Raw genomic sequence first — 26,285 nt, 5'->3', positions numbered from 1 at the left:
ATTCAGCAGAGCGGCTGCCCATCGGTCGCATCGAGCAGAAGGATCGCGAAAATCGCGAGACAGATGGCGAGCGCAAAACGCTGCTGCCAGACGATGCGACGCGATCCGGCAATCCGCCTCTCGAGGCCAGGCGGTGTCCTGTCAAGCTTGCGAAGCTGCATGCGGGACAACAGGTCGTCGACGGCTGCAAGACCGGCCGTCTCGGTGTCGTAGGTCGATGCGAGGCGAAACAACAGCGCATCGAAAAGGAGATGGATCGCCAGCGCAAGAACAATGACGCAGAAAACGAGCATCAAGAGCCAGCCAAGCGGTGGAGCGAAGCCTCGATATTCCGCGGTGATCGGGCCGACAATCAGTGGCAACAGCGCTGTCAGCCCGCAGAAGATTGAATTGCGGCCGAGATTTCGCGCAGCCGCCGAGGCTGTGGCATTCCACTGCGTCATTGTAAGCCCTCCGCCACGGAATGGAGACTTTCCACGGGCAGATAAACACGCCACCCCGCCCGTTCGATCAGCCGCAGCGCTTCAGCTGGATTTTCACAACGTCGGCTGATGAGCAGCCAGCGCACGATGACGCCTGCGCTCCGCTGGAAACCCAGCGCACAGCAGACGAGGACCGGTCCCTGCTGGCGCGCAACCTCGATAAGGTTCGCCGCAGCTCGGGTCTGGATCTTGTCGAGGCCAGTCAGATCAAGGGTCGGAAAGCTGGACCAGCCCGCCAGCGTCCCTTTCGGCCGCTGAAGTTCGCCGGTGATGTCGATCACCGTGGCAAAACGGTTGGCCTCGTGGCAACGCGGAAAACGACCAAGATGGACACCATCAGCGATCGCCACGGATGCCGGCATTCTGCGGGTCCAGAGCCAAACGTTGATGACAGCGCCGAGCCGGTAGGGCGCCAGTAGCCAGCGACTGGCAAGCGTGGCCCGGCCATCGACGCGTTTCTGGAATATCTGCGGGCCGGCGCCGAAATATCCGACTGCGACGATCGCCAGCGCAACAGCCGGCCAGAGCAACAGAAGCGCTGCGGCCGATAGAGGAGTGCAGAGCGCTCCAAGGCCGAGTAATGCGACGGCACCGCACAGATAATAGATGCCGAGACGGCGCGACCTTGGGTCGCCGCTCATCGCAAAGTTCGCGAGAGGCGAACCGGCATCGCGCGGGAAAAGCCAGGCGGCAAACAGACCGAGCAGCATGCCGGTCGGTATGTCCATGATCTGATGCTGCCACGTCGTCAGCACGGAGGCTCCAATCAGGAAGCACCAGAAGTGCCAGAGAAGCCGTGCCTTCCGTGGCAGCCGGCCGCGCAGATGATCCCAGATCACCACCAGGAGCGCGATATGCAGCGACGGCGCCTGGTTGAACGGCTTATCGAAGCCACCGAGGACGGCGAACATGAAACCAGGCAGGCCGCTCGTTGCCGGCCGCACGAAGATCGCTTCGAGCGGAAACACGACGAAGCAGGCGACGGCTACTATCTGGATCGTCAGATAACGTCTCGCGAGCATATCCACATCGCGCGGCGTCGTGTTGATGAACAGGCAGAGCGCATAGAACAGATTGATCGACCAATATGGAATGATGGTCCATCCGAGGAACGGAATGGCGCTTTCCCATGCGAAGGCAACGTTTGGCACATGAGCGCGTTGCGATGCCAGCCAATTGGCGCCGCCATAGCTCAGATAGAAGAACGGCGCCAGGAAGACGAGCCAGAGCGCCGCCCGCTTCGGGACCGGTGCTGCCCGGGAAAAAGTAGAACGTGCCTTGTCCACGGTTTGCCCTCAGACTCTCTCGGCCAGCGAGACGGTGAAAATGCCCCACTGATCGATGCGCTGTTCGATCTTGCGGAAACCGGCTGCGGCGACCAGCTGGTCCATTTCCTCTTGCGTCCGCCGCCGCATCACCCACGCCTCGCCGCCGCGGTGGGAGGTCAATGCGCGGGCGATCATCTCCAGTTGTGGATGCCATGGCTGGTTGGTGTAGACAAGCAGACCACCGGGCCGCATCGCCCGGGCGATCCCGTTGAGCGATGCGGCGATCATCGCATTGTCGGAAAACAGCTCGTAAAGGCCGGAGACGATCGCGAGATCCGGGGCCGGCGTGATTGCAGCCAGCCCCTCGCCGTCAAAGGCATCCTGCTGGCGGAAGCTCACGAAATCACTCAGTCCCCGCGCGGCAATGCTGTTGCGGCCGGCATCGACGTTGATGGAGGAATAGTCCTGCAACCGCGCACTATCGGGACGCACGGCAGCCGTCTCGATCGCATCAAGGACATAACGGCCGTGCCCGGCCGCTATGTCGAGCAGGTGGGTATTGCGGCCGGCTGCTTTCAGGCGCTGCAGCGCGCGGTCGATCAGATCCTGCAAGTGCAGCTTGCGCTGCCTGATGCCGCGCCAACCGATCGCCTCGAGGAACACCTTGTCGATCAAACGCCCGCCGGGACCGAGCCCGCGCGGCATGTTCTCGTAGACGTAATCGAGCGTCGAGCCGGAATCAAAACCGGTCTTGACCCCCGTCTTTATGCCTTCGGACACCAGGGCGCCAATCTTGATGTTGAGGCGGCTGAGCGCCCAGTAGATGCCGCGTGGGGATGTGGCGTCCAACGGGCTCGCGAGCCGGTCGGCCTCGTCCTTTGTATAGCCCTGGATATGGGCGGTGCGAAGGTCGGCAGGCGCCCGGGGCTCGGCAAAACGCGCGTCTATAAAACGGCGAACCTCGGCGAGGGCAATCGCGCGGTCCTTTTCGCCAAGCGTGTCATGGTAGAAGCCGGCAAGCACATGCCGTTCCTTGATACGGCTGCCGAGGTTTTCGTAAAACCGGTGCTGCGGGGCGTGTCGCACCACCCAGTCGCTGCCGGAGATAAGCAGTTGGGTCGGGACGGTGATGGCGCGGGCGTCACCGACGACGCGGGCTGCCGCCTCATAAAGCTGCAACAGGATGTTGGAGGCAATTGGCCGGGTGATCAATGGGTCGGATTCGTAGGAGGCGATGCGCTCGGGGTCATGCGTCAGGAACCTCGCCTTGACATAGGAATTGACGAAGAATGTCCCCTTAAGCTTTTCCCAGAGCGCAATGCCTTCTTTGGCAAAAGGCACGTAGAGCTTGACGCTGAAGGCCGGCGAGGCAAGCACGAGCGCACGGATCGGCGGCGCATAGTCGTGCACCCAGGTGGTGGCGAGGACCGCGCCGACGCTCTGCGCAATGACGGCGATGTCTTCGACGGCAGTACCGCTTGTCTCGCTGACATGGCGCACGAAGCAATCGAGATCATGCGCCGAGGCAGCAAAGGATGGCGAATAGCCGCGCTCTCCCGGTGAACGCCCGTGGCCGCGTGCGTCCCAGGCGTAGAAGGAAAAATCATCGAGGCCGAGTTCGGTGGCGAGATGGGCGACACGGCCGCTATGCTCGTGGCCGCGATGGAGAAGAATGATTACGCCCTTCGGTGCAGCCCCCGTCGCAGGCCACGCCCGATAAAAAAGCCGTGTGCCATCATGCGATGCGAATTCGGATTCATGCATTGGTCTGGCCGTCGAGGACGGTTGCCCGCTATCGGCAGTTTGCAGCACGGTCTTCTCCAATTCTGATTGGTGGGTGGATTGCAACCACTGGCGGGAACAGTGATTTGTCTTCATTGCAAAAGTCTAGTCGCAAATGTAAGCCCTTTGCGAGAACCGATATGAAGTGTGGCCTTCCTCAAAAATACAACGATCTGCACCGCCAAAGCCGGGATAGACCTTTCCGATGCCACGAAATTCCACTGAGGTAGCATGTCTGTCTATCAATTGAAGTCCCGATTTCAGAATATTCTTCGCCCTCTGGTGCGCTCCCTCGCCGCGCGAGGCGTCACCGCCAATCAGGTGACTTCAGTTGCCGCCGCCGTCTCGGTTGCATTGGGCGTTTTTCTGAGCGTTGTTCCGCTTCCGCATTGGTTCCTGCTGGTGCCCGTATGGTTTCTCCTGCGCATGGGCCTCAACGCCATCGACGGCATGCTCGCGCGCGAACATGGGCAGAAGAGCATTTTAGGCGCGTATCTGAACGAGATCGGTGATGTCGTGTCGGATACCGCCTTGTATTTGCCGTTTGCGCTCATCGATCCGAACGGCTTGGTGCCGGCGATGGCCGTCATATTCCTCTCGGCGCTGACGGAATTTACCGGCGTTCTGGGTCAAACGGTCGGGGCAAACCGGCGTTACGACGGGCCGCTGGGCAAGAGCGACCGCGCGGTGCTTTTTGGCGCGCTCGGCACCTTTGTCGCGGTTGGTGGTACGTTTGCAGCATGGACTTCGTGGCTTTGGGCGGTGGTGGCTCTACTTCTCATATGGACCATCATCAACCGTATCAACGCCGGTATTCGCGAGGCGCACACGGCCGCCCGATAGGAAGCGGAGCCGATCTGTCGCCTATGCTTCCATCGGCAAATGTGATCCGACAATCGACGCTGCCTCCGTCCTCCTAACGGTATGTTAAGCTTATACCGCTCCCCATGATTAGTGCTCATCTGCCCACTTCAGGCTGCGGGTCCAGTAGCTTCAGAAAGCCGTCGGCGGCTCTCGACCGCGAGCGGCGGCGGGTCCGCTTTGCGCACACGCCTAAGACGGCCCGCGCCGGTTCCATTGGGATGGGAGGCCCGGAACTTGTCAGCCGGGCGGCGGCCGAGTCTTTTCAGGCGGGAATCAGGCCGTGCCGCAGCATGATCTCTGTAAGCCGCGCCGGATCAGGCTCGCCAGGACCGCTCACAGCCTTCGCGATTTCCTCGAAATAGGCGCGGCCAATCGAACCTGGGTTCAACACGATTAGGGCGCGCGGCCTCGCTGTGCAGATTTTCGGCGTGATGGGCGGCGCTCGATGACACGATAGTCGCCTATCGCAGGATGATCGACATCCTGATCGAGCTCGCCGAGGCGGTCAAGCCGATCGAGAAAATCTCTGACATCAGGATCTTCGACACCGGCGGCATGCTGGGCCGCGGGGGCGCGAACGGCGAAAGCGGCATCGGCCTCGGCGAAGGCTTGGCCGGCCAGCTCCTCTCCTATCAGGCAAACAAGCCGATCCTCGACAAATTGCTGAAAGAGGCCGGCTTCGACGGCGACAACGCCATCTCATCCCTCCTTGGAAATCTCGATGGCGCGAAACCGGCAAAGCTGGTTCCGGCTCCGGTAAAGCCGGCAATACCGGCCGCGCCTCCGGTAGCGCCGGCAGCGGCCGCAGCCCCGGCAAAGACGATCGCCCCTGCGGCGCCGAAGAAGGAATGATCGCGTGCAGGCGGGTCTGGGCTATCTCACCCAACCCGCCGCCAGCGCGCTCTCCCAGTCGCCACGGCCCCTTTCGGCGGCCAGTGCCGACATCGCCATATGGTCGTAGGCGACATTCCTGAACTGCCACGTCCATCCCGCCGCCGTCTTTTCCAGAATGGCATAGCCGGCCAGCGGATGGCCGGCTTCGATCTTGTGGTAATAGGGCCGGTCGTCGTCATAGGCGGGGCAGCCGACGCTGCCGGGATTAACGATCAGGCGGCCGTCGGAGAGACGGACGGCGCGGGGAAGGTGGCTGTGGCCGCAGAGGATCAGCGGCAGGTCTATGCCCTCGGCCAGCGCCTCGATCGCTTCGACCGGCTTCAGGAAGACGACGCCATCCGCCGAGACCGATTCCAACCAATAGAGATTATCGTCCTTCGGCGTCGCATGGCAGAGATACACCTCGCCGCGATAGACGGTTTTGAACGGCAGGCTGCGAATCCAGTCGAGATGGGACGACGTCAATTGCCGATGGGCTGAAGCATCCGAGGCATGCATGGAGGCCGGATCCTGCTCGATCAGATAGCGATCGTGATTGCCGCGAACCGAGGTCAGGCCAAGCGGCATCAGCAAATCAGCGGTCCGACCGGCTTCCAGCGGCCCGCTGAAGAAATCGCCGAGATTGACGATGTCCTCGATGCCCTCAGCGCGAATATCCGTAAGCACGGCTTCAAGCGCCAGATGGTTGCCGTGAATGTCGGCGATCGCGGCAAAACGCATTTCTAACTCCCTCGATAGGTGGAATAGCCGTAGGGCGAAATCAGCAGTGGCACATGATAATGCGCCGTTACATCGGCAATGCCGAAGCGGATCGGCACCAGATCGAGAAAGGACGGATGCGGCAGCGGCGTGCCGCTGGCCCTCAGATAATCGCCGGCGTGGAAGACCAGTTCATAGGTGCCGGCTCGGAAATGTTCGCCAGCGAGGATGGGACCGCCGTCGACTCGGCCGTCGGCATTGGTCTCGACCGTCTTCAGATGCCTGCGGATCTCGCCGTCGAGCTGGAAAAGATCGATCCTAAGGCGTTCGGCCGGCTTGCCGAGGGCGGTGTCGAGAACATGGGTGGTCAGTCCGGTCATGGGGCTGGCTCTTTGATGATGTAGGGGGTTTCGAAGAAGAACTCTTCCAGATTGTTGCCCGGCCCGTCGCGGTCGACGACCAGGAAATCGGAGACTTGGCCAAGCGCCATCAGCGGATGATGCCAGACATTTTGGCGGTAGTTCACTCCCTGGTCCCCGCGCGCGCAAAACACTTGCGGTCTGCCCGGGCGTCCGCCCTCGTCCTCGGAGACGACGACGAGGAAGGGACGGCCGGAGACTGGCGAGAAGCTCTGGCTGCCGAAGGGATGGCGCTCCATCATGTCGATGTCATAGGGAAAGCTGCGCGGCTGGCCGCGAAAGAGATTGATGATGACGCGTGCGCCTTCGCCCGTCGCTTGCGCCGCGGCCAGCGCATGGAAACGCTCCGTCGTGCCGCCATTGATGAGCCGCATCGCGGCCGGATCGGCTTCGATCACCTCACCGAAGAGAGCGAAGGCGGAGTTGGTGAGAGGACGAATGTCGAGAAACCGAGACATCGCGTCACTCGCCTTGGGCATGCCAGTATCGGACGGCATCGATCTCCCGAAGCAGCTCCGGCAGCGTCCGATACGTCGCCTCCCAGATTTCGGAGGGATCGAGATCGAAGACGTCGTCGAGGATGCGATTACCGGTGCCGCAGATCCTGGTCCACGGCAGATTGGGATGCTCGGTGGCAAATTCCGGATGGGACACCAGCAGACGGGATGCCGCAGCACCGATGGTGAAGTGGCAAAAGGCAACGGCCTTGAAGGTAAGCTGGTCCTCGGCGAAAGCCGCCTCATCCATTCCGCCGATGAAGGACAACGCTTGGGATGCCGCCTTTTGCATGTCATTGAGATAGTCGATAGCGCGCCTCTCCTTCATTCAGCCTCCGGCAACATCGATGTCAGACGCAGCAGCGCGATCTTTTCGACCTGTGCCGTCGCGGTCGAAAACTCCTCGTCCCGGCCGTTGCCGATCCGTGTTTCGAAAGCTTCCAGGATATCCTCCTTGCCGAGCCCCTTGACGGCGATGATGAAGGGAAAGCCATATTTTTCGACATAGGCCGAATTGAGTTCTGTGAAGCGGGCGTGCTCGGCAGGGCTCAGGCGGTCGAGACCGGCGCCGGACTGCTCCTTGCGGCTGTCTTCGGTAAGTTCACCCGATATGGCGAGGCGCCCGGCAAGGTCGGGGTGGGCGCTGAGCACCCCGAGACGCTCCTGTCGGCTTGCCGCGCGGAAGACGGCGGCAAGCGCCGCATGTACGCCGGCCGCCGTCAGAGGCTCGTTCACGCTGCCGGCGTCATAGGCGCGCTCGGCGATGAAAGGCGAATGTTCGAAGACGCCGCCGAAGCGGGAAACGAAATCCTCGCGCGACAGCATCAGATCGCGTCCGGCTGATGGTGCTTGTGCCAGTGCTCGGCAATCTCGATGCGGCGCGGAATCCAGACCTTGTCATGCTTCAGCACATATTCGATGAAGCGCTTCAGCGCCGCCGCCCGGCCCGGGCGCCCGACGAGGCGGCAATGCAGGCCGACCGACATCATCTTCGGGCTGCCCGCCTTGCCTTCCTCATAGAGCGTATCGAAGGCATCCTTCAGATAGGTGAAGAACTGATCGCCGGTATTGAAGCCCTGCGGTGTGGCAAAGCGCATGTCGTTGGTTTCGAGCGTATAGGGGATGATCAGGAAGGGTTTCCCATCGACGCCCTTCACCCAGTAAGGCAGATCGTCGGCATAGGAATCGGAGGAATAGAGGAAGCCGCCCTCCTCCTGCACCAGCCGAAGCGTCTTGTCGGAAGGCTTGCCCTGATACATGCCGTATGGCCGCTCGCCGGTAAGCTCGGCGTGCAGGCGCACCGCTTCGAGGATGTGCTTGCGCTCCAGATCTTCCGGAAAATCCTTGTATTCCAGCCAGCGGTAACCGTGGCTGGCGATCTCCCAGCCGGCATCCTTCATCGCAGCGACCGCTTCAGGATTGCGCGCCATCGCTAGCGTTACGCCGTAGACGGTCGCCTGCACCTTGAGATCGGTGAACATCCGCCAGAGCCGCCAGAAGCCCGCGCGCGAACCGTATTCGTAGATCGATTCCATGTTGAGATTGCGCTGTCCGGGCCAGGCGGCCGCGCCAACGATCTCCGACAGCAGATTTTCAGAAGCCGGATCGCCGTCGAGGATCGAGCTTTCGCCGCCCTCCTCATAATTGATGACGAACTGCACGGCGACGCGCGCCTCGCCCGGCCACTTCGGATCGGGCGTCTGTCGCCCGTAGCCGACGAGATTGCGCGGATAAGTCTCGGATACCATCAAATCACCTTCTGAAAAGACGGCGAACGGTAGCATCCGCAGCCGGAATGTCGAGAAGGAAACTGCTCAATCCGATTTTGCCTTTGCAGTACAATGGCTTAGCCCATCGGCACGCTCAGGCGATCTTGCGCGCGCTGACCTTGCCCATCGGGTGCAGCGAATGAACGCGGAAGGGACCGCCCGTGCCCTCCTCGATCATCAGCGCCACGTTTGAAACCGTCACCGGGTCACTGAGGGCAGGCGCGAAAATCGTCCGCAGGGCCGGCTCGATGCGCGCCATGTCGATCGCGTTGACGGGTCCTGTCACCGGCATATGAAAGCGGAACTCTTCCATCACATAAGGATTGCCCCAGCGATGCAGGTTTGAAAACTGCGCTGCCGACAGCCCGTCCGGATCGCTGCGCTCGATCTCGGCTTCGCTGAGCGGCGCGCGGAAACGATCGAATTCCTGGACGATCGCCGAAGCGAGATACTGGATCCGCTCGCAGGGGGCGCTCGGCAGCAAGCTGTAGAAATTGCCGAGCCGTGCGACTTCGATGCGCGGAATCTGGAAGGGGACGAAGGTCCCGGAAAAACGCATCAGATCGCGCAGGAGTTGCGCTTCGGACATATTGTGACCCAGGTGAAACGGCGCCTTCAGAACGCCGTGAAAACCATAGCGCCGCGGCACGGCGGTATGGAAGGCGATCTCGTGAATGCCAAGGCCACGAACTGCCGGCGGCTCCACCATATCGCCCGAAAACACGTTTCGGCCAAGCCAACTGGCAGCCACAAGCGACAGCGGGTCGCTCGCCGGAGGCGTGAAGCAAATGGCATAGCGCATGCAATTTCCTCCATCAAGGAACTGAGCGCCGATCAAATCCGGCGCTGTCGATGCGCAAGCAGATAGGTGATTTGCATGACAGAATAACGAAACGAAGCGGCGTCGAATTCACGTTTAACGTGAAGCTGCCGCGATATGGCTTGAAATTGCGAAGCTTTCCGGCAGCAAAAATCCGCAATCCGTATCGCCTGCGATACATATCGCCGCTTCCGCCAGCCGGTGGGCCAGGCCGAAGCTGACCTTAAAGCCGCCGGTCAGCGCGATCAGGCGCGGATGATCGGGGTGGCGGCCGATCATCGGATCGCGGTCGATCGCCTTCGGGCGAAGCCCCGCCCAGCGCTCGACGATAGGGGCGTCGCGCAGCGCCGGCACGATCTCCCGCGCCGCGGCGATCAGCGTATCGAGCTGAGCGTCGGTCGATGTGGAATCGTCGAAGCGGTTTTCGCTGGTGCTGCCGATCGCCACATGCCCGCCCTCGTGCGCGACGACATAGAGCCCGTCGAGGAAGATCGTCGGCAGCGCGGGGTCGAGATCGGCTTTCAACAGCGCCGCCTGCCCCTTGACCGGTTGACCGAGCGGTCGCTTCAGCCCGGCGGTCAGCGCCTGCAGCAACGGAAAAGACTGGTGACCGGCGGCCAGGATGCAGTCGCTGAAAGTGATGGTTTCGCCCCCTATGTCGGCCGTGCCGCAGTCGGGATCGACACCGGTCACCGCCGCGTGTTCCATGATCCGCACATGTTTTGCCTGTCGCAAGAAGGCAATGAGCCCCGCAGTCAGTGAGCGGGGCGCAACGCGGGCGGCGAGCGTATCATGCACGAAACCGCTCTCGCCGGCGGATGCCTCGATCCAGCCGTCGACCGGCGGGCTGTCGAGCACGTGCCAATGGAAGCGGCGCTCGCCTGCGCACCAGTGGCGCTCGGCATCCTCGGAGTGAGCGCGCGCTATCTTGTTGAGATGCGGCTTCGGCAGCGGGATCAGCCGCCCGGAACGGCGGTAACCGGCCGAAAGCCCGGTTTCGGCTTCCAGCATGGCGATCTCGGCTTCGAGCGAGACCAGCGCATCGAACTGGAACTGCTTTTTCTCAGACCACCGATCCGGCATATGCGGCATCAGCGCGCCGAGCAGGCCGCCGCTCGCACCTCCACCCAATTTGCCGGCGTCGACGATAAGGGTAGCGATGCCACGGCGCTCGGCATGGACGGCCGCCCAGAGACCCATGATGCCGCCGCCGACGATCAGCAATTCGCAGGACGATTGACCTGAGACCGGCTGAGGATTATCGGCTTTTTCCATGACAGACGTGAACCCCGATCAGATTGGCGCGGGCGCGCCGCAGCCGCTCGAATGGCGCGACGGCGATATGCCCTATTCCCTCGCCTTTGGCGACCATTTTTATTGCCAGACCGATGGGCGGCTGGAATGCGGCCACGTCTTTCTCGCCGGCAACGGCCTGCCGGAGCGTTGGAACGGGCGGCAGGAATTCGTGATCGGCGAACTCGGCTTCGGCACCGGCCTGAACTTCGCCGAGACCTGGCGGCGATGGAAGCTGTACAGCGTGCCCGGCCAGCAGCTGCATTTCATCTCCTTCGAGCTCCACCCGATGCGCGGCGAAGAAATCGGCCGTGCGCTCTCCCACTGGCCGGAGATCGATGCCGAACGCGAGGCGCTGACGGCGGCCTGGCCGCCAACGCCTGCCGATACCGTCTCGCTCGACCTCGACGACCAGATGAGGCTCAGCGTCGTCTGCGGCGCAGCACTCGACGGCGTCGCAGCCGCAAAGCGCGGCTTCGACGCCTGGTATCTCGACGGCTTCGCCCCCTCGCGCAACGGCGACATGTGGTCGGAAGAACTGATGCGACGTGTCCACGAAAAGACCGCGCCCGGCGGCACTTTCGCCACCTATGCCGCGGCCGGTTTCGTACGCCGCAACCTCATCGCCGCAGGCTTTACCGTCGAGCGCCGCCAGGGCTTCGCCGGCAAACGCGAAATGCTCTGCGGCATCAAGGCGCCCGACAGGTAACGTTTGCTGCTTCCAGTCCACTGTTGCTAACGATTATATGGCAAGGACAATCCGTAGCGGGCGGTAAGCTTTATTCATGACCTGATGGAACGAAGCGAACGTCTGGCGGAAACGCCGAACGGTTTTTCACTGGTCCCGCGCTATGAACACGGCGTCCGCCGCCCTTACGGGAATTATCTGATCTTTGATCGGGCGGCAAGGATCGCATCGAGGTCCTGCATATCTTGAACGGAGTTCAGGATTTCGAGAGCATCCTGTTTTCCGACTGAGATCCGTAGCTGGTGCGCCCCGGCTGCTGCTCGTCCTTGAGGAGCCATTGCCGAATCTTCTCTTCCAACAATTCGGGGCTGATCGGTTTCGACATATAGTCGTCCATGCCGGCGTCGAGACAGAGGTCGCGGTCGCTTTCGAGCGCATGGGCGGTGACACCGATGATCGGCACGCGATGCCCCTGCCCTTTTTCGCGCGCGCGGATCGTCCGGGTCGCCTCATGGCCGTTCATGACGGGCATCGAGACGTCCATCATAATGATCCGCGGCGTGTGTCGCTCCCAGGCGGCAACCGCCTGCTCGCCATTGTCGACGACGAGGAAGGAGAGGCCCGTTCCTTGCAGGATCTGGGTGAAGACGATCTGGTTCACCTCGTTGTCCTCGGCGACGAGCACATCAACGAATTCAGGCGCCCGCTGCTGCGGCATCGGCTCAGGCGGCGGTGCCGGCACCACCGCCTGCGCCTGCAGCCGGGCGATCTCGCCTTCTGAAACCTGCTTCACGCGGCCGGCGCGGACGACCTCGACGACGGTATTGCGCAGCACGTTGGCGCGCGCCGGCTTCATCAGATGCGCATGACCGTTCAGTGCCGCGAATTCCTTTTCTGTGCCTGAAATATCCATCGACGTCAGAAAGATGATCGGAAGCTCGACGAAGCGGGGATCGGCGCGCAGCCGGCGCGCGACATCGGCGCCGTTCATATCGGGCATGTGATAATCAAGCACGACGGCATCGACGGTAATGCCGAGATCCGCCGCCGCCTCCAGGATCGCAAGACCGGTGCCCCCGCCCTCGGCGGCCACGCCGTCAAAGCCCCAGAGCGAAAGCTGCTCGGTGAGGATGCGCCGGTTCACATCATTGTCGTCGACCACGAGGACGCGCGCGCCCTGCACATTGATTGGCAGCGGTTTCGGCTCGAGGCGGGCTGCAGCCACCGCAAAGGGGAGATTGACGGTGAAGACCGAGCCCCTGCCCCATTCGCTCTCGACATTGAGATACCCGCCGAAGAGATCGACAAGGCCGGCGGTGATCGCAAGCCCGAGACCCGTTCCCTCATGCCGGCGGGTCGAGGAGGCGTCGACCTGCGAGAACTTATCGAAGACCGATTCGAGCTTTTCGCGCGGGATGCCGATACCGGTATCCTCGATGCGGACGCTCGCCAGGATCTCGCCGCCGGCAACCGTCTGGAAGCCGACATCGACGAAAACGTGGCCGCGCTCGGTGAATTTGACGGCATTGCCGACGAGATTGGTGACGATCTGGCGAAAACGCCCGGCATCGCCGATCACCGCGGCGGGCAGATCCGGTGCGGCCCGCACCAGGAGCTCGATGTTCTTCTCGGCAGCATGCGAGGATAGGAGCGTCGCCACGTCCTCCACCGCTTCGGTGATGTCGAAGGCGGCTTTGCGCAGTTTCATCTGCCCCGCATCGATCTTCGAGAAGTCGAGGATATCGTTGATGATCGTCAACAGCGCATTGCCCGACTTGACGATGATGTCGATGAAGGTTTTCTGGCGCGTGTCGAGATTGGTCTTGGCAAGCAGTTCCGCCATGCCGAGCACACCGTTCATCGGCGTGCGGATCTCGTGGCTCATATTGGCGAGGAATTCGGATTTGGCCCGGTCGGCGGCTTCGGCGCGCGACAAGAGCTGGCGCAAGTCCTCCTCGCGGCTCTTGAGCTCGGTGACGTCGGTGAAAAGCGCCACCCAATGCTGCCCCTCGCTGACCGTCGCCTCCATGTTCACCCAGCGTTCGCCTGCTACATGGAAGACCGTGGAGATCGGTTGCTTCGATGCGATGTTGGCGCGCCAACCCTGCAGGATCTCGGCGGCTGCATCATGGAAATCGCCGCGCGCCGCGCAGAAATCGAAGAGCCCGATCCAGCCCTCGCCTGGCTCGATATGGGAAGCTGGTATGCGCAGTATCTCTGAAAGCGACTCGTTGGACAGCTTGATGATGCCATCCTGGACGATGGCGAGCCCTTGCGACATGGCATGCGTCGCATCGCGCATCATCTCGCCGAGCCGCTCCAGCGCGGCGCGGGCCTCGTGGATTTCCTTCTCCCGCTCGCGAACAGCCGTGATGTCGGCATAGGAGAGCAAGATACGGTCGTTGGAAATACGGCGACTGTCGAAGATGACGGATTTACCGCCTGCCCAATCGAGCTCGATCGGCTCGGGCGCATCGGTCTCGAACAGGTGCTTGCGGAAAGCGTAGATCTCATCCGGCGTCTGCGTGCCGTCGTAGCGGCCGAGCTCGGAATTGCGGCGGATGACGTCGATGAAGGGGCGGCCGTCGAAGGGATCGTCGGGTGGCAGATCCCAAATGCTGTAGAATTCGTCGTTGACGTAGAGAATCCGATGGTCGTTGTCGAGGATCAGCACGCCGACCGGCAGCGAGCGAAGGATGCTTTCGATATCCCGATGCAGCACCTCTTCCTGCTTCTTCGCCTCGATCAGTGCCGTCTCCCGCTCCTTGAGCGGCGAGATATCGGAAAAGGAGCCGACGACATAGGTGCGCCCATCCGGCGTCACGACGCGGTTGACCCGCGAGATGAGCGGATGAATGCGGCCATCCTTGCTCGGCATCTGGCTTTCGATCTCTTTCGACAGGCCGTCTTCCAACGCCAGGCGGTTTTCCTGGTAGATCGCCTCGCCGTCCTCTGGCCCGAACATTTCGTGCTCGGTCATCCCCAGCACCTGCGAGCGGTCATAGCCACCGAAGGTCTCGTAATACTGATTGGCATAGACGAGGCGGTGCCTATCGTCGCGTACGAAAACCGCGACCGGCAGGTCCTCCATGATGATGCGCAACAGATCGCGTTCGTTGACGCTTTCGTGCCAGCCCGTATCGCTGGGAGCAGCCGGCTTTGCGCTGTTGCGATAGGCGGCGTTGACGATCAGGGGTCGCCCATCCCCGGCAAAGATGCCGATCGGATGGTCGAGCTTTTCCAGCGCCTCGCGCACGCGGGCAAAATCGGCCGAAATCCCAGGATCGCCAGCGATCCTGGGATCGCTAGCAACCCGCCCGCCGTCAACCGCGCGACGCGCCGTCTCGCGCACTTCGAAGATACCGAGCACATAGGCCCGCTCAGGCGACGGTGAGAAGCTTTCGATCTGGATGCGCTCATGGCCGAGACCGGCTGCATCGAAGCAGATGGCGTTTTCCTCGCTACCGAACACCAACGCGCGGCGTTCCCTATCCTCGCGCTCCTCTTCCTCGGGACGGTCGAACAGCTCGCGGCTGCGCCGGCCGATGAAATCGGAAATCTCGCGGCCCAGGAAATCGGCATAGGCCTCGTTGACGGCGACATAGCGCAGCTCGCTGTTCTTGACATAGGCCGGGGTGTCCAGATCAGCGATCCGGCGGCAAGCCAATTCCAATAGATCCCCGGCTGATTTCAAGAAATTGTCGCTCCCGCAATGAATGAAATATCAACTACAAAGACTGTAACACCAAGGCTTTTAACAAGGTTTTAACCATAAATTTTAGCGGGGGAATTTTACGAGCCCGCTCACCAGGCTGAAACTGCCTCACATTGGGAGCCCGGACTTGCACGAGACTGAAAAGCGAGATATCGGCGGCAATGCCACCCTATGCATCATTCCACCCCCTGCCGAGACCCGTTGGAATCATGACGAAAATTTAATGCGGGAAGCGCTTGCGCGGCCATTTCGCCGCCGCGATCCGGGCGGAGTCTGGACATGGCTTTATCGAAGCCAGTCTAAATCAAGGAAAACAGCATGTCCGTTCTTCATAAGACCATGGCGACGGGCCTGATCGCGCTGACCCTTGTCAGCGCCTCGCTCGCCACCGCCACCACCGCCGATGCCCGTCCACGCGATGCCTTCTGGGGCGGCCTTGCCGCCGGCGTCGTCGGCGGCGCTCTGCTGTCCGAGGCCGCACGCCCGGCCTATCCCGCTTATCCTGCCTACCCCGCCTCTCCCGCTTATCGCCCCTATCCGGTCTACCGGACCTACTACCGGCCGTCGTATTGCCACCTCGAATGGCGGCGCGACGATTGGGGCGATCCCTACCGCGTCAAAGTCTGCACCGAATAGCTGAAACCGCAACCGGCGCCACTTGACCTCCCGGCGGCGCCGGGCCAACAGCAGCTTCGGCATCAATGCCGATGGCGCAGTGTCCGCAACATCGCTCGATCCGATGAAGCGCTTTGGCTCCACAGTATCGGAGCACCAATTGCGCGCTGCATCCTCGATAAGCGATCTATTCGTCACTCTGTTAAATATCGCAAAAGGCAGCTAGTAATCCCCTCGAAGCGTTCGTGCTTTTCGCTTTCGCTATCGATCGAATTTCGAGCATCAGCCGGATATTTAACATGCGGAGGGCAGAGGCGGAATGGCCTTGAAAATCCCGGCTGCCGGTTGGGCGGCAGACGTAGTCGACTTCCTATCCCGAAACATCCCGCGCGGCGATGGGGAAGAGGGCTGGAACCATATGTTCCTGACGGCCTATCAGATCGGTTGCGAAGCTCTGGTGGCACTCGGACAGGCCGATGAAACCCGCGGGGGCACAATCCCGCGTAAGAATGCTCAGCTACCTCTCGAACTGCCACGCTGGGACGATCTGTGCGTCTCGGTGCTTCGGCTGGCGGCACAACAGAGGCTGCTATCTTATCGCCTGCCTGATGGCAGCGTGCCTCTATCGACGGGCGGCTTTCTCGTTTACCGGTTAGGCGCACCACCTCCGCCTCCGCCGAATATCGCGGCTGCAAACGGTCTTGGTCCTGCGTTCGCAACATCCGAGTCTTGCCTGTCATTCGGGCATTGGGGCTGCTTGCCGAAGGCCGTTGGACGGAGATTGCTGAAACCGTGTTCTGGCGGGACTGGCCAGAGGAATGGGAAATGAGTTTCACCTCCGATCCCCGTTTCTCTAACGCATTGGAGCAAGCTCTTGTCAGGATACCGGCTGATATCCGCGCCGAAATGGACAAACTTGTCACCATCACCGATGCGCAGGTGACAGCCGAGATGCAACGAAGTGCGGCAGCTTTAGAGGAGTCACGCGCCAAATATGGGCCGAACGCCAACATGATAAGTTCATCCGACACTCCGGAACGGGCACGAAGTAGCTTGGAGTTTATATCCCGGCACGAGCTTGACTGGCTGTTCTTCCGTCGCTGGCGCCTGACTGACGGGTGGCTCAAGCCGAAAGACGCAGGCAAAGCGCTCGAAATCTTTCACGACGATCTCGCTATCGCCATGCGGTGCGCCGTCATTGAACGGCTCTATCCGAACTTGGTGTTTGCGGCCGCCAGATAGGTAGGAGAATCAGCATGCCGGAACCGCTCAAGAACCTGCTGCATCAGGCGCTGGTCGGCGACATGGCCGATCGCATCGCCGCCCATGCGCCCGCCTTCGACAAGGGCCGTTTCGTGACGCTGGCGACCGATGGCCTCGGGGCGATGGAGTTGATGGAACGCTCGGCCCTGATCCGCGACGCGCTGTTTGCCACGCTTCCCGATGATTTTCCTGGGGCGGCCGCTATCCTGAAGGCGAGCCTCCCTGCATCAGGCAGGCCCGGTCTATCAGGCTGGATGCTGCTGCCGGTCAACCAGTTCATCGCCACACGCGGCCTTGATCATTTCGAACTCGGTCTCGATCTCCTGAAGGCGCTGACGCCGTATTTCACCGCCGAATTCGGCATCCGCCCGTTCATCCACCGCGACCAGCAGCGTGCGCTTGCCATCATTTCCGGCTGGGTCGACGATCCCGATCGGCATGTGCGCCGGCTGGCGAGCGAGGGAACGCGGCCACGTCTGCCTTGGGCGATGCGCCTGTCGCAACTCGTGAAGGATCCGGCGCCGATCCTGCCGATCCTGACCGAATTGATCGACGATCCGGAGGATTATGTTCGCCGCTCCGTCGCCAACAGCCTGAACGATATCGCCAAGGATCATCCGGACATGGTCGCCGCCTTCATCGCCGGCCACATCGAAAACGCCACCCGCGAACGCCGTTGGCTGCTGAAGCACGCCTCCCGCACGCTTTTGAAGAAGGGCCATACGCAGGCGCTCGCCAATTTCGGCTTCGGCGCGGCTGCCTCGCTCGCATGCGAATTGCGGCTCGCAAACAGCGAGGTGCTCTTCGGCGAAGGGCTGGATTTCGAAATCCGCGTGACGAATGCCGGCGAGACCCCGCAATCGCTGATGATCGACTACGCCATCCACCACGTGAAGGGTGACGGTTCGCTCTCGCCCAAGGTCTTCAAGTGCAAGACGATCATGCTCGCGCCGGGCCAAAGCCACGCGATCGAGCGCCGCCACGCCATGCGGCCGATTACCACGCGGCGCTATTATCCCGGTAAACATCGCATCGCCATCCTCGTCAACGGCGCGGAGACCGCATCGGAAAGCTTCGTCCTCGTCATGCCTTCTCTTGAGCCTGGCGGAGGCTTTCTTGTGCACTGCACTTGACTTTGTGAGAGAACTAGCCCAAATGCGGCTCAGCTTTCACCCTTCCGGCCGCCGCGTGAGCGTGCCCCTGCTAGAAAATACGGACGCAGGAAGAAGGGACAAAAGCGCATTTCGATAGAGCGCCGCACTCCCATGAGCGGCCAGAAGCGCTGGAAAGCTTTTTCCAACTCACAAGTTCCCACTTCACGCGGGGTTCTTGACGCCAGAATGAAACCGGATCGCATGGTGCGTTCCGGCGATAGTCGTTGTGGCGCCCCGAAAGGTTATGCCTTGACTAATTTTGAATCGCTTGGTGTCTCCAAGCCGATCGTCGCTACTTTGTTCCAGCTCGGCATCGAAACGCCGACGCCGATCCAGGAACATGCCATTCCCCTCCTTCTCGAAGGCCGCGACCTGATCGGTCTTGCCCAGACCGGCACCGGCAAGACGGCCGCTTTCGGCCTGCCGCTCATCGAGAAGCTGCTTGCCGACGAACGTCGCCCCGACAACCGCACGACGCGGACGCTGATCCTGGCGCCGACCCGCGAACTGGTGAACCAGATCGCCGAGAGCCTGAAGAAGTTCATCCGCAAGTCGCATCTGCGCATCAACGTCGTCGTCGGCGGGGTTTCGATCAACAAGCAGCAGCTTCAGCTCGAAAAGGGCACCGATATCCTCGTCGCCACGCCCGGCCGCCTGCTCGACCTCATCAATCGCCGGGCGATCTCGCTGACCACAGTCCGCTATCTCGTGCTTGATGAAGCCGATCAGATGCTCGACCTCGGCTTCGTTCACGATCTGCGCAAGATCGCCAAGATGGTGCCGAAGAAGCGCCAGACCATGCTTTTCTCGGCCACCATGCCGAAGGCAATCGCCGATCTCGCCGGTGACTACCTCGTCGATCCCGTCAAGGTCGAAGTCACACCGCCCGGCAAGGCTGCCGACAAGGTCGAGCAATACGTCCATTTCGTCGGCGGCAAGAACGACAAGACGGAACTGCTCCGCAAGTCGCTGACCGAAAACCCCGATGGCCGCGCCATCGTCTTCCTGCGCACCAAGCACGGTGCGGAGAAGCTGATGAAGCATCTCGAAAACATCGGCTATTCCGTCGCCTCGATCCACGGCAACAAGAGCCAGGGGCAACGTGAGCGAGCGCTGAAGGCCTTCCGCGACGGCAGCATCAAGACACTGATCGCCACCGACGTTGCCGCCCGCGGCATCGACATCCCGGCCGTCAGCCATGTCTACAACTACGACCTGCCCGAAGTGCCCGACGCCTACGTTCACCGCATCGGCCGCACGGCGCGCGCCGGTCGCGACGGCATCGCGATTGCCTTCTGCGCCCCCGACGAAGCCAAGTTGCTGCGTGACATCGAGCGCCTGATGGGCATCGACATCGCAGTCGCAAGCGGCGAGCCGCCGGCAAATATCAGTGGCGGCCCCCGCCGCGCTAACGGCAATGGCAACAACCGCAATCGTGGTGGCGGCCAAGGTCAGGCGCGCGAAGGTCAGGGTCGTGGCGAAGGCCGTGGCGATCAGAACCGTTCGGAGCATCGCGGCAGCCACCAGGAGCGCCGTCCGCGTCCCGAACGCACCGCTCGCAACGAGGATTTCCGCGGCCAGCGCCGCGGCGAAGCCACCCCGAATCTTGGTCCCGACAACGATCTGGCCTCGACCTCCGACTTCCGCCCCTCGGCAAAGCCGCAGCGTCCCGCCCATGGCGGCCATGCCAATGGCGAGCCGAGCGGTCATCATCGCGGCAACGGCCGCCACGCCCACGGCCGCCCGGCTCGCAAGCACGGTGAAGACCGCGGCCCACAGCAGGCCCAGGGCGGGGAACCCCGTCGCGACGGCAACGGCGGCGACCGTCGCGGTGGCTCCGGCTCCCGCAATGGCGGCGGCCAGCGCCGCGAACGCGCCTAAGCATCGATAGACTGAAAAGCAGAAAGGCCGGGATTTCCCGGCCTTTCTGCTATCTACGCTTCCGCAGGCTCGCTGAATGCCCTGCGGTTCGTCAGGTAGACCCCCATCACGACCACCACGGTGCCGACGATCAACGGCAGCGTCAGCGGTTCCCCAAAAGCGATGAAGGCCTCAAGGGCGACGGCCGGCGGCATCAGGTAGATCAGCGAGGCAGCTCGTGAAACCTGGCCGCGGCGGATCAGATGAAGCAGCAACCCGACGCCACCCATCGACAGCCCGAAGACCGACCAGGCGAGCGCGCCATAGGCCTGCGCGGAGCCATCGAAATGCTGTTGCTCGAAAATGAGCGAAAGCGGCAGCGTGAGCATCAGCGCGCCGATATATTGCAGCGTCGCGATGGTCCTGAGGTCGCCCGATTGCAGGTGCTTCTTCTGGTAAAGCGTGCCGTAGGTAACGGACCCCATGGCAATGAGGTTGATCGCCAGCGGCAGAGCGGCATGTGTGAGATCGGCGGTTGCCGGATCGAGGAGCTTCGGCGAAATGGCGATGGCAATGCCGATGAAGCCGAGGCCAAGCCCGAATTTCTGTGCCTGTTGCAGCCGCTCGCCGACCAAGAAGGGAGCTGCCATTGCCGTCAAAAGCGGCTGCAGCGCCGCGATGATTCCCGATATGCCGGCCGGCACGCCGTTGGCAATCGCCCACCAGAGGCCGGCGAGATAGAAACCATGCAGGAAGAAACCGGAATAGATGGCGCGTAGCCACGTCGCCCGGCTTGTCGGCCATCGCGCCCGCGCCGCCAGGCAGAGCCCCAGGAAGGCCGCCGCCGACAGCGCGTAGCGGATCGAAAGAAAGGTGAAGGGCTCGGAATGCAGCGAGGCGTATTTCGCCACCACCCAGCCCGTTGACCAGAGCAGGACGAAAACGGCGGGGGCAAGGCGATCGAGGGACATGGGGATGCTCGCGAGAGAAGGGCTGGTCGCGCTGATAGCCGCACCCGGCCGTTCAGTCAAAGTCGAAGCGTTGATGCTTATTTGTAATTGCGCTGATGGTTGGGATTGCAGGACGAATCTGCCGGCTTTCCCCACTCTTCTCATCCCAGTGACAGGCACAGGATGAGGAGAGTGGGGTTCTGTCGGCGCCCAACAAACCACGGCGACCGAACGAAAAACGATCAAATGCTCAGATTTTGCGCAAGCCTGCAGATCGATTATCCGGCATGCCGCACCGCACCACTTTAAATGCCCGGATTTTCACCCGTTTCCCGCAGCGCAAAATCTTTTCCTCGAACTGCGCATGGTTCTTGCATTGCCATTTGCGTTGTATTCAAATGAACGAAAAGGGGAGCTGCACTTTTGGCATTTGATGAAATGATTACCGGGGACGAAAATCCTCGCCCGCCTTATGAAAAATACTTCGAGTGGTACAACAGCCAAGACCGGGCGCATCTGATTGCCAAGTCCCGCGATGCGGAAAACATTTTCCGGAAGACCGGCATCACCTTCGCGGTCTATGGCCATGCCGATAGCTCCGAAAAGCTCATCCCCTTCGATATCATTCCCCGCATCATCTCCGCCCGCGAATGGCGCAGGCTCGCCCAGGGCATCGAGCAGCGGGTGATCGCACTCAACGCCTTTCTCGACGATATCTACCATAAGCAGGAGATTATTCGCGCCGGCCGCATCCCGCGCGAGCTGATCGAGAACAACGTTACCTTCATCCCCGAGATGGTCGGCTTCCGCCCGCCCGGCGGCGTCTACACCCACATCGTCGGCACCGACATCGTGCGCACCGGCGAGGACCAGTTCTACGTGCTCGAGGACAATGCGCGTACGCCTTCCGGCGTCAGCTACATGCTGGAAAACCGGGAAACCATGATGCAGATGTTCCCCGAGCTCTTTCATGAGAACAAGGTGCAGCGCGTCGAGGACTATCCCTACCTGCTGCGCCAGAGCCTCGCGTCCCTCGCTCCTCCCGGCTGCGCCGGCAAGCCGCGCGTCGCGGTACTGACGCCCGGCATCTACAATTCGGCCTATTACGAGCATTCCTTCCTCGCCGACATGATGGGCGTCGAACTGGTCGAGGGCTCGGATTTGCGCGTCATCGACGGCAAGGTGAAGATGCGGACGACCCGCGGTTACGAGGCGATCGACGTGCTCTACCGCCGCGTCGACGACGACTTCCTCGACCCCCTCACCTTCCGAGCTGATTCCGCGCTCGGCATTCCCGGCATCATGGACGTCTACCGCTCCGGCAATATCACCATCGCCAACGCACCTGGTACCGGCATTTGCGACGACAAGGCGATCTATTCCTATATGCCGGAGATCGTCGAATTCTACACCGGCAGCAAGGCGCTGCTGGAAAACGTGCCGACCTGGCGCTGTTCGGAGGCGAGCAGCCTGAAATACGTGCTGGAGCATCTGGAAGAGTTGGTGGTCAAGGAAGTGCACGGCTCGGGCGGCTACGGCATGCTGGTCGGCCCGACGGCTTCGAAGAAGGAGCGCGCCGATTTCGCTGAGAAGCTGAAGGCCAAGCCGAACAACTACATCGCCCAGCCGACGCTGTCGCTCTCCACCGTGCCAATCCTCGTCAACAAAGGGATTGCGCCGCGCCATGTCGACCTTCGCCCCTATGTGCTCGTATCTGACAAGGTTCAGATCATTCCGGGCGGGCTCACCCGCGTGGCGTTGAAGCAGGGATCGCTGGTGGTCAATTCCAGCCAGGGCGGCGGCACCAAAGACACCTGGGTATTGGAGGACTGATGCTCGGAAGAACCGCAAACGGCCTCTACTGGATGTTCCGCTACATCGAGCGCGCCGAAAATATCGCCCGCCTTGTCGATGCCGGGCTACGCATGTCGCTGACCCGCAGCAGCGCCGGCGACGACAACTGGGATGGCGTGCTGCAAAGTGCCGGCGTACGCGAGGCCTATGACGAGGGCCATGCGAAGCTGACCAACGCCGACGCGATCGACTATCTCCTGCGCGATCGCGCCAACCCGTCGAGCGTCATGTCCTGCATCGACTCCGGCCGCAACAACGCCCGCATGGTGCGCACCGCGCTGACGCGGGAGACTTGGGAAGCGACCAACGAATGCTGGATCGACCTGAAGTCGCTCCTCGAAAAACGCGTCAAGCCGGCCGAAATGCCGGAGGTGATCGACGCCATCAAGCGCCGCGCCGGCCTGATCCGCGGCGCTTTCCATGGTTCGACGCTACGCAACGAACTCTATAATTTCGCCCGCATCGGCACCTTCATCGAGCGGGCCGACAATACCAGCCGTATCCTCGACGTGAAATATTACGTGCTGCTGCCCTCGGTCTCGGCCGTCGGCTCCTCTCTCGACAACGTGCAATGGGAATCGATCCTGCGCTCGGTCTCCGCCCACCGCGCCTATAGCTGGGCCTATGACGGCGAATACCGCGCCATGAACATTGCCGACTTCCTGACCCTGAACGTCCAGATGCCGCGCTCACTCGCCTATTGTTACGAGAAGATCGTCAGCAATCTCGGCTATCTCGCCCAGGATTACGAGGAGCGGCTGCCTGCCCACGATACCGCCGATGCGATCCGCACCACGCTGCAGACGCGGGCGATCCGCGATATCATGGATCAGGGCCTGCATGAGTTCCTGGAGGATTTCGTCTCGCGCAACAATCAGCTCGGCGCCGAGATTTCCAACGGCTACCGGTTCTACGTTTAAGCGGATCAGAACATGAGACTGAAAATCAGCCACCTCACCGAATATCGCTACGACGAACCGGCGCAGTTCTCGCTGCAGCGGCTCAGACTGACGCCGCCGACGAGCCCCGCCCAGAAGGTGCTCGGCTGGTCGCTGAACGTCGAGGGCGCCACCCCCGAGGTGGAATATGACGACCAGTACGGCAATCACGTCAACCTGGTCTCGCTGGAAGGCGAGCAGGACGTGACGCGCATTCTGGCCGAAGGTGAGGTCGAGACGGCGGATAACAACGGTGTCACCGGCCCGCATACCGGCTTCTGCCCACTTTGGCTTTTCCTGCGCGAAACGCCGCTGACCAAGGGCGGCAAGCTGGTCAAGGAACTGATCAAGGACGTCGGCGGCGATAATGCGCTGGCCCGCATGCATGCGCTCATGGAAGCAATCCACCAGACGGTCGATTATAAGCCCGGCACCAGCAACACCGAGACGACGGCCGAACAGGCCCTTGAGAAAAAGAGCGGCGTCTGCCAGGACCATGCCCACATCTTCATCGCCGCCGCCCGCGCCCTGCAGGTGCCGGCGCGTTATATCTCGGGCTATCTTATGATGGCGGAAAAGGTCGAACAGGCGGCGACCCATGCCTGGGCCGAGGCCCATATCCCCGGCCTCGGCTGGGTCGGTTTCGATCCAGCCAACGAAATCTGCCCGGATACGCGTTATGTCCGCGTCGCCTCCGGCCTCTGCTACCGCGACGCCGCGCCGATTTCAGGCATGCGCATCGGCACGCCGGGCGAAACGCTGTCGGTCACCGTGAAGGTCGAGAACGGCGGCCAGATGCAAAGCCAGAGCCAGAGCTGAGCGGCATCAGCCCACCCCGGCAGAATTTGTGCCGCAAGGCCCAAGCGAAGGTCACGCAAACAAGAAGTCCCACGACTGAAGGCTTGAAACAGCAACATTCTTCAGCGTTATGGTGTTGTCGGAATCGGCTGTAATAATTGCATCACTCCCAGACTGCTGGGTTGCCGCAAAAAGCGATGCCCAGTCGGCGAAAATGCTGTCATCGATCCAGATCGCGTCATGTGCGGAGCCGATTGCCACGAAGTTTGTGATCGTATCGTGGCCCCAGTTCGGCGAATAAACGAAGACGTCGGCTGCCGCTCCACCAGTGAGGATATCGTTGCCGGCGCCACCCGTTAGCGTATTGGAACCACTGCCGCCGACGATAACGTTGTTCAGCGCATTCCCTGTTCCGGCAAACACCCCAGTGCCGGCAAAGCTCAGGTTCTCGACATTGTCGGCAAGCGTATAGCTCGCCAGGTTCGTGCGAACCGTGTCGATCCCATTATCGGCGGCTTCGGTGACGAGGTCGCCGGCATTGTCGACGATATAAGTGTCGTTGCCCGCACCACCGATCAAGGTGTCAGCACCTGCCCCGCCATTCAGCGTGTCAGTGCCGGCGCCGCCGGTGATCGTGTTGGCGAGCGCATTGCCGGTGCCGGTGAAGCTGGCAGATCCCGTATAGGTCAGGTTCTCGACATTGTTGCCGAGCGTATAGCTTGCAAGCGCCGTCTGGACCGTGTCCGTCCCTTCGTTCACATTCTCGATCACGATGTCGGTCGCAATATCGACCACATAGATGTCGTCACCCGTCCCGCCCAACATCGTGTCGGCACCAGACCCGCCGATCAAAGTGTCGTTGCCGCCAGCCCCCATGAGCTTGTCGGCAGCAACACCGCCTATGATAATGTTGTCGAGCAGATTCCCTGTCCCGGCAAAGGCTGCCGTTCCGATGTAGGTGAGGTTCTCGACATTGGCCGCCAGTGTGTAGGCGGCCAGTGTCGTGCGAACCGTGTCGATCCCATTATCGGCGGCTTCGGTGACGAGGTCGCCGGCATTGTCGACGATATAAGTGTCGTTGCCCTCACCGCCGATCAAGCTGTCGGCGCCAGCCCCGCCATTCAGCGTATCGTTGCCGACACCGCCGGAAAGCGTATCGTTGGCAGCGCCGCCCATGATCGTGTTGTCGAGATCATTGCCTGTTCCGACAAAGGCTGCCGTGCCGATATAGGTGAGGTTCTCGAGGTCGCTGCCAAGCGTGTAGCTCGCCAGCGTCGTGCGAACCGTGTCGGTCCCCGCCGCTTCGGTGACGATGTCGCCGGCATTGTCGACGATATAGGTGTCGTCGCCTGCACCGCCGATCAAGGTGTCAGCACCTGCCCCACCGTTCAGCACATCATTGCCGGCGCCGCCGGTGATGGTGTTGGCCAGCGCATTGCCGGTACCGGTGAAGCTGGCGGATCCCGTATAGGTCAGGTTCTCGACATTGGCCAATGCGGCAAGCGAGTAGGCTGCAAGCGCCGTGCGGATTTCGTCGGTGCCGGCGCTGACCGCCTCGGTGATCACGTCGCTCGCACTGTCGACCACATAGATGTCGTTGCCGGCACCGCCGATCAGCGTGTCGTTGCCGGCGCCACCGTCAAGCGTGTCATTGCCGGCGCCG

At 61.8% G+C, this 26,285-nt stretch carries 23 protein-coding genes and 1 pseudogene; 10 read left to right on the top strand and 14 right to left on the bottom strand.

The window, feature by feature from the left end; translation table 11 throughout:
• Positions 1-2: 2 nt before the first annotated feature.
• From HJB89_RS22515 to HJB89_RS22505, 3 genes are read right to left on the bottom strand one after another with little or no spacing between them, the layout of a single operon-like run.
• Positions 3-443, bottom strand: coding sequence for a hypothetical protein (locus tag HJB89_RS22515; protein ID WP_221117672.1), 441 nt, complete (start codon positions 441-443; stop codon positions 3-5).
• Complete coding sequence (locus tag HJB89_RS22510) at positions 440-1,768, bottom strand: phosphatase PAP2/dual specificity phosphatase family protein (RefSeq protein WP_221117673.1); 1,329 nt, start codon at positions 1,766-1,768, stop codon at positions 440-442. Before HJB89_RS22510 ends, HJB89_RS22515 begins: the two co-directional genes overlap by 4 nt.
• A gap of 9 nt (positions 1,769-1,777) precedes the next feature.
• Positions 1,778-3,562 carry a bifunctional alpha/beta hydrolase/class I SAM-dependent methyltransferase gene (locus HJB89_RS22505; protein ID WP_221117674.1) on the bottom strand — a complete coding sequence of 595 codons (1,785 nt, stop codon included), beginning with the start codon at positions 3,560-3,562 and terminating at the stop codon, positions 1,778-1,780.
• Between the two features lie 201 nt (positions 3,563-3,763).
• On the opposite strand from HJB89_RS22505, the gene HJB89_RS22500 reads away from it, so the two are divergent.
• Together HJB89_RS22500 and HJB89_RS22495 are read left to right on the top strand one after the other, a co-directional pair.
• Positions 3,764-4,375, top strand: a complete 612-nt coding sequence (locus HJB89_RS22500; protein ID WP_207581381.1) for a CDP-alcohol phosphatidyltransferase family protein — start codon at positions 3,764-3,766, stop codon at positions 4,373-4,375.
• Positions 4,376-4,888: 513 nt separating this feature from the next.
• Positions 4,889-5,248, top strand: a pseudogene (locus HJB89_RS22495) (flotillin domain-containing protein); the annotation flags it as partial.
• Between the two features lie 21 nt (positions 5,249-5,269).
• On the opposite strand, the gene HJB89_RS22490 reads toward HJB89_RS22495, so the two are convergent.
• The 8 genes from HJB89_RS22490 to HJB89_RS22455 all read right to left on the bottom strand — a co-directional run bounded on the left by HJB89_RS22490 (position 5,270) and on the right by HJB89_RS22455 (position 10,769).
• Entirely contained in the window at positions 5,270-6,010 is a 741-nt protein-coding gene (locus HJB89_RS22490) for a metallophosphoesterase (protein ID WP_207581382.1), read from the bottom strand.
• 2 nt (positions 6,011-6,012) lie between these two features.
• Entirely contained in the window at positions 6,013-6,369 is a 357-nt protein-coding gene (uraH, locus tag HJB89_RS22485; RefSeq protein ID WP_207581383.1) for a hydroxyisourate hydrolase, read from the bottom strand.
• Positions 6,366-6,866 carry an ureidoglycolate lyase gene (locus tag HJB89_RS22480; RefSeq protein ID WP_207581384.1) on the bottom strand — a complete coding sequence of 167 codons (501 nt, stop codon included), beginning with the start codon at positions 6,864-6,866 and terminating at the stop codon, positions 6,366-6,368. The genes uraH and HJB89_RS22480 overlap by 4 nt, the downstream gene beginning before the upstream one ends.
• Positions 6,867-6,870: 4 nt before the next feature.
• A complete protein-coding gene (locus HJB89_RS22475; RefSeq protein ID WP_207581385.1) occupies positions 6,871-7,233 on the bottom strand; it encodes a DUF86 domain-containing protein in 363 nt (120 codons plus the stop codon).
• Entirely contained in the window at positions 7,230-7,730 is a 501-nt protein-coding gene (uraD, locus tag HJB89_RS22470) for a 2-oxo-4-hydroxy-4-carboxy-5-ureidoimidazoline decarboxylase (RefSeq protein ID WP_207581386.1), read from the bottom strand. Before uraD ends, HJB89_RS22475 begins: the two co-directional genes overlap by 4 nt.
• Positions 7,730-8,653, bottom strand: coding sequence for an allantoinase PuuE (puuE, locus tag HJB89_RS22465; protein WP_207581387.1), 924 nt, complete (start codon positions 8,651-8,653; stop codon positions 7,730-7,732). The genes uraD and puuE overlap by 1 nt, the downstream gene beginning before the upstream one ends.
• Before the next feature lie 115 nt (positions 8,654-8,768).
• Positions 8,769-9,476: a DUF1045 domain-containing protein gene (locus HJB89_RS22460; RefSeq protein ID WP_207581388.1), complete on the bottom strand. Its 708-nt coding sequence runs from the start codon at positions 9,474-9,476 to the stop codon at positions 8,769-8,771.
• A gap of 114 nt (positions 9,477-9,590) precedes the next feature.
• Positions 9,591-10,769: an FAD-binding oxidoreductase gene (locus HJB89_RS22455; protein WP_221117679.1), complete on the bottom strand. Its 1,179-nt coding sequence runs from the start codon at positions 10,767-10,769 to the stop codon at positions 9,591-9,593.
• Between HJB89_RS22455 and mnmD the strand changes: the two genes are divergently transcribed.
• A complete protein-coding gene (gene mnmD / locus HJB89_RS22450; RefSeq protein ID WP_221141590.1) occupies positions 10,768-11,496 on the top strand; it encodes a tRNA (5-methylaminomethyl-2-thiouridine)(34)-methyltransferase MnmD in 729 nt (242 codons plus the stop codon). The two genes, HJB89_RS22455 and mnmD, sit on opposite strands and share 2 nt — an antisense overlap.
• A gap of 235 nt (positions 11,497-11,731) precedes the next feature.
• Here the strand turns inward: mnmD and HJB89_RS22445 are convergent, their stop codons facing one another.
• A complete protein-coding gene (locus HJB89_RS22445; RefSeq protein WP_221150540.1) occupies positions 11,732-15,169 on the bottom strand; it encodes a response regulator in 3,438 nt (1,145 codons plus the stop codon).
• A gap of 339 nt (positions 15,170-15,508) precedes the next feature.
• Between HJB89_RS22445 and HJB89_RS22440 the strand changes: the two genes are divergently transcribed.
• The 4 genes from HJB89_RS22440 to HJB89_RS22425 all read left to right on the top strand — a co-directional run bounded on the left by HJB89_RS22440 (position 15,509) and on the right by HJB89_RS22425 (position 20,103).
• The gene (locus tag HJB89_RS22440) at positions 15,509-15,826 is read left to right on the top strand and encodes a hypothetical protein (RefSeq protein ID WP_221150539.1); all 318 of its coding nucleotides are present in this window, start codon (positions 15,509-15,511) and stop codon (positions 15,824-15,826) included.
• A gap of 804 nt (positions 15,827-16,630) precedes the next feature.
• Positions 16,631-17,047, top strand: coding sequence for a hypothetical protein (locus tag HJB89_RS33370; protein WP_259672099.1), 417 nt, complete (start codon positions 16,631-16,633; stop codon positions 17,045-17,047).
• A 14-nt stretch (positions 17,048-17,061) separates the two neighbouring features.
• Entirely contained in the window at positions 17,062-18,201 is a 1,140-nt protein-coding gene (locus HJB89_RS22430) for a DNA alkylation repair protein (RefSeq protein WP_221132468.1), read from the top strand.
• A 222-nt stretch (positions 18,202-18,423) separates the two neighbouring features.
• Positions 18,424-20,103 carry a DEAD/DEAH box helicase gene (locus tag HJB89_RS22425; protein WP_207584351.1) on the top strand — a complete coding sequence of 560 codons (1,680 nt, stop codon included), beginning with the start codon at positions 18,424-18,426 and terminating at the stop codon, positions 20,101-20,103.
• Positions 20,104-20,156: 53 nt separating this feature from the next.
• Here the strand turns inward: HJB89_RS22425 and HJB89_RS22420 are convergent, their stop codons facing one another.
• Complete coding sequence (locus tag HJB89_RS22420; protein ID WP_221117683.1) at positions 20,157-21,053, bottom strand: DMT family transporter; 897 nt, start codon at positions 21,051-21,053, stop codon at positions 20,157-20,159.
• A gap of 402 nt (positions 21,054-21,455) precedes the next feature.
• Between HJB89_RS22420 and HJB89_RS22415 the strand changes: the two genes are divergently transcribed.
• From HJB89_RS22415 to HJB89_RS22405, 3 genes are read left to right on the top strand one after another with little or no spacing between them, the layout of a single operon-like run.
• The gene (locus tag HJB89_RS22415) at positions 21,456-22,865 is read left to right on the top strand and encodes a circularly permuted type 2 ATP-grasp protein (RefSeq protein ID WP_207581396.1); all 1,410 of its coding nucleotides are present in this window, start codon (positions 21,456-21,458) and stop codon (positions 22,863-22,865) included.
• The gene (locus HJB89_RS22410) at positions 22,865-23,806 is read left to right on the top strand and encodes an alpha-E domain-containing protein (protein ID WP_207581397.1); all 942 of its coding nucleotides are present in this window, start codon (positions 22,865-22,867) and stop codon (positions 23,804-23,806) included. Before HJB89_RS22415 ends, HJB89_RS22410 begins: the two co-directional genes overlap by 1 nt.
• A gap of 12 nt (positions 23,807-23,818) precedes the next feature.
• Positions 23,819-24,643 (top strand): transglutaminase family protein, encoded by an 825-nt coding sequence (locus HJB89_RS22405; RefSeq protein WP_207581398.1) that lies wholly within the window; start codon positions 23,819-23,821, stop codon positions 24,641-24,643.
• A gap of 51 nt (positions 24,644-24,694) precedes the next feature.
• On the opposite strand, the gene HJB89_RS33365 is transcribed toward HJB89_RS22405, so the two are convergent.
• Positions 24,695-26,285 (bottom strand): calcium-binding protein (locus HJB89_RS33365; protein WP_311044379.1); only part of this gene is annotated, 1,591 nt, incomplete at its 5' end.

It is taken from the genome of Rhizobium sp. NZLR8, from assembly GCF_019685025.1.
GTDB lineage: Bacteria > Pseudomonadota > Alphaproteobacteria > Rhizobiales > Rhizobiaceae > Rhizobium.
This window is presented reverse-complemented; position numbering and strand designations above follow the sequence as displayed.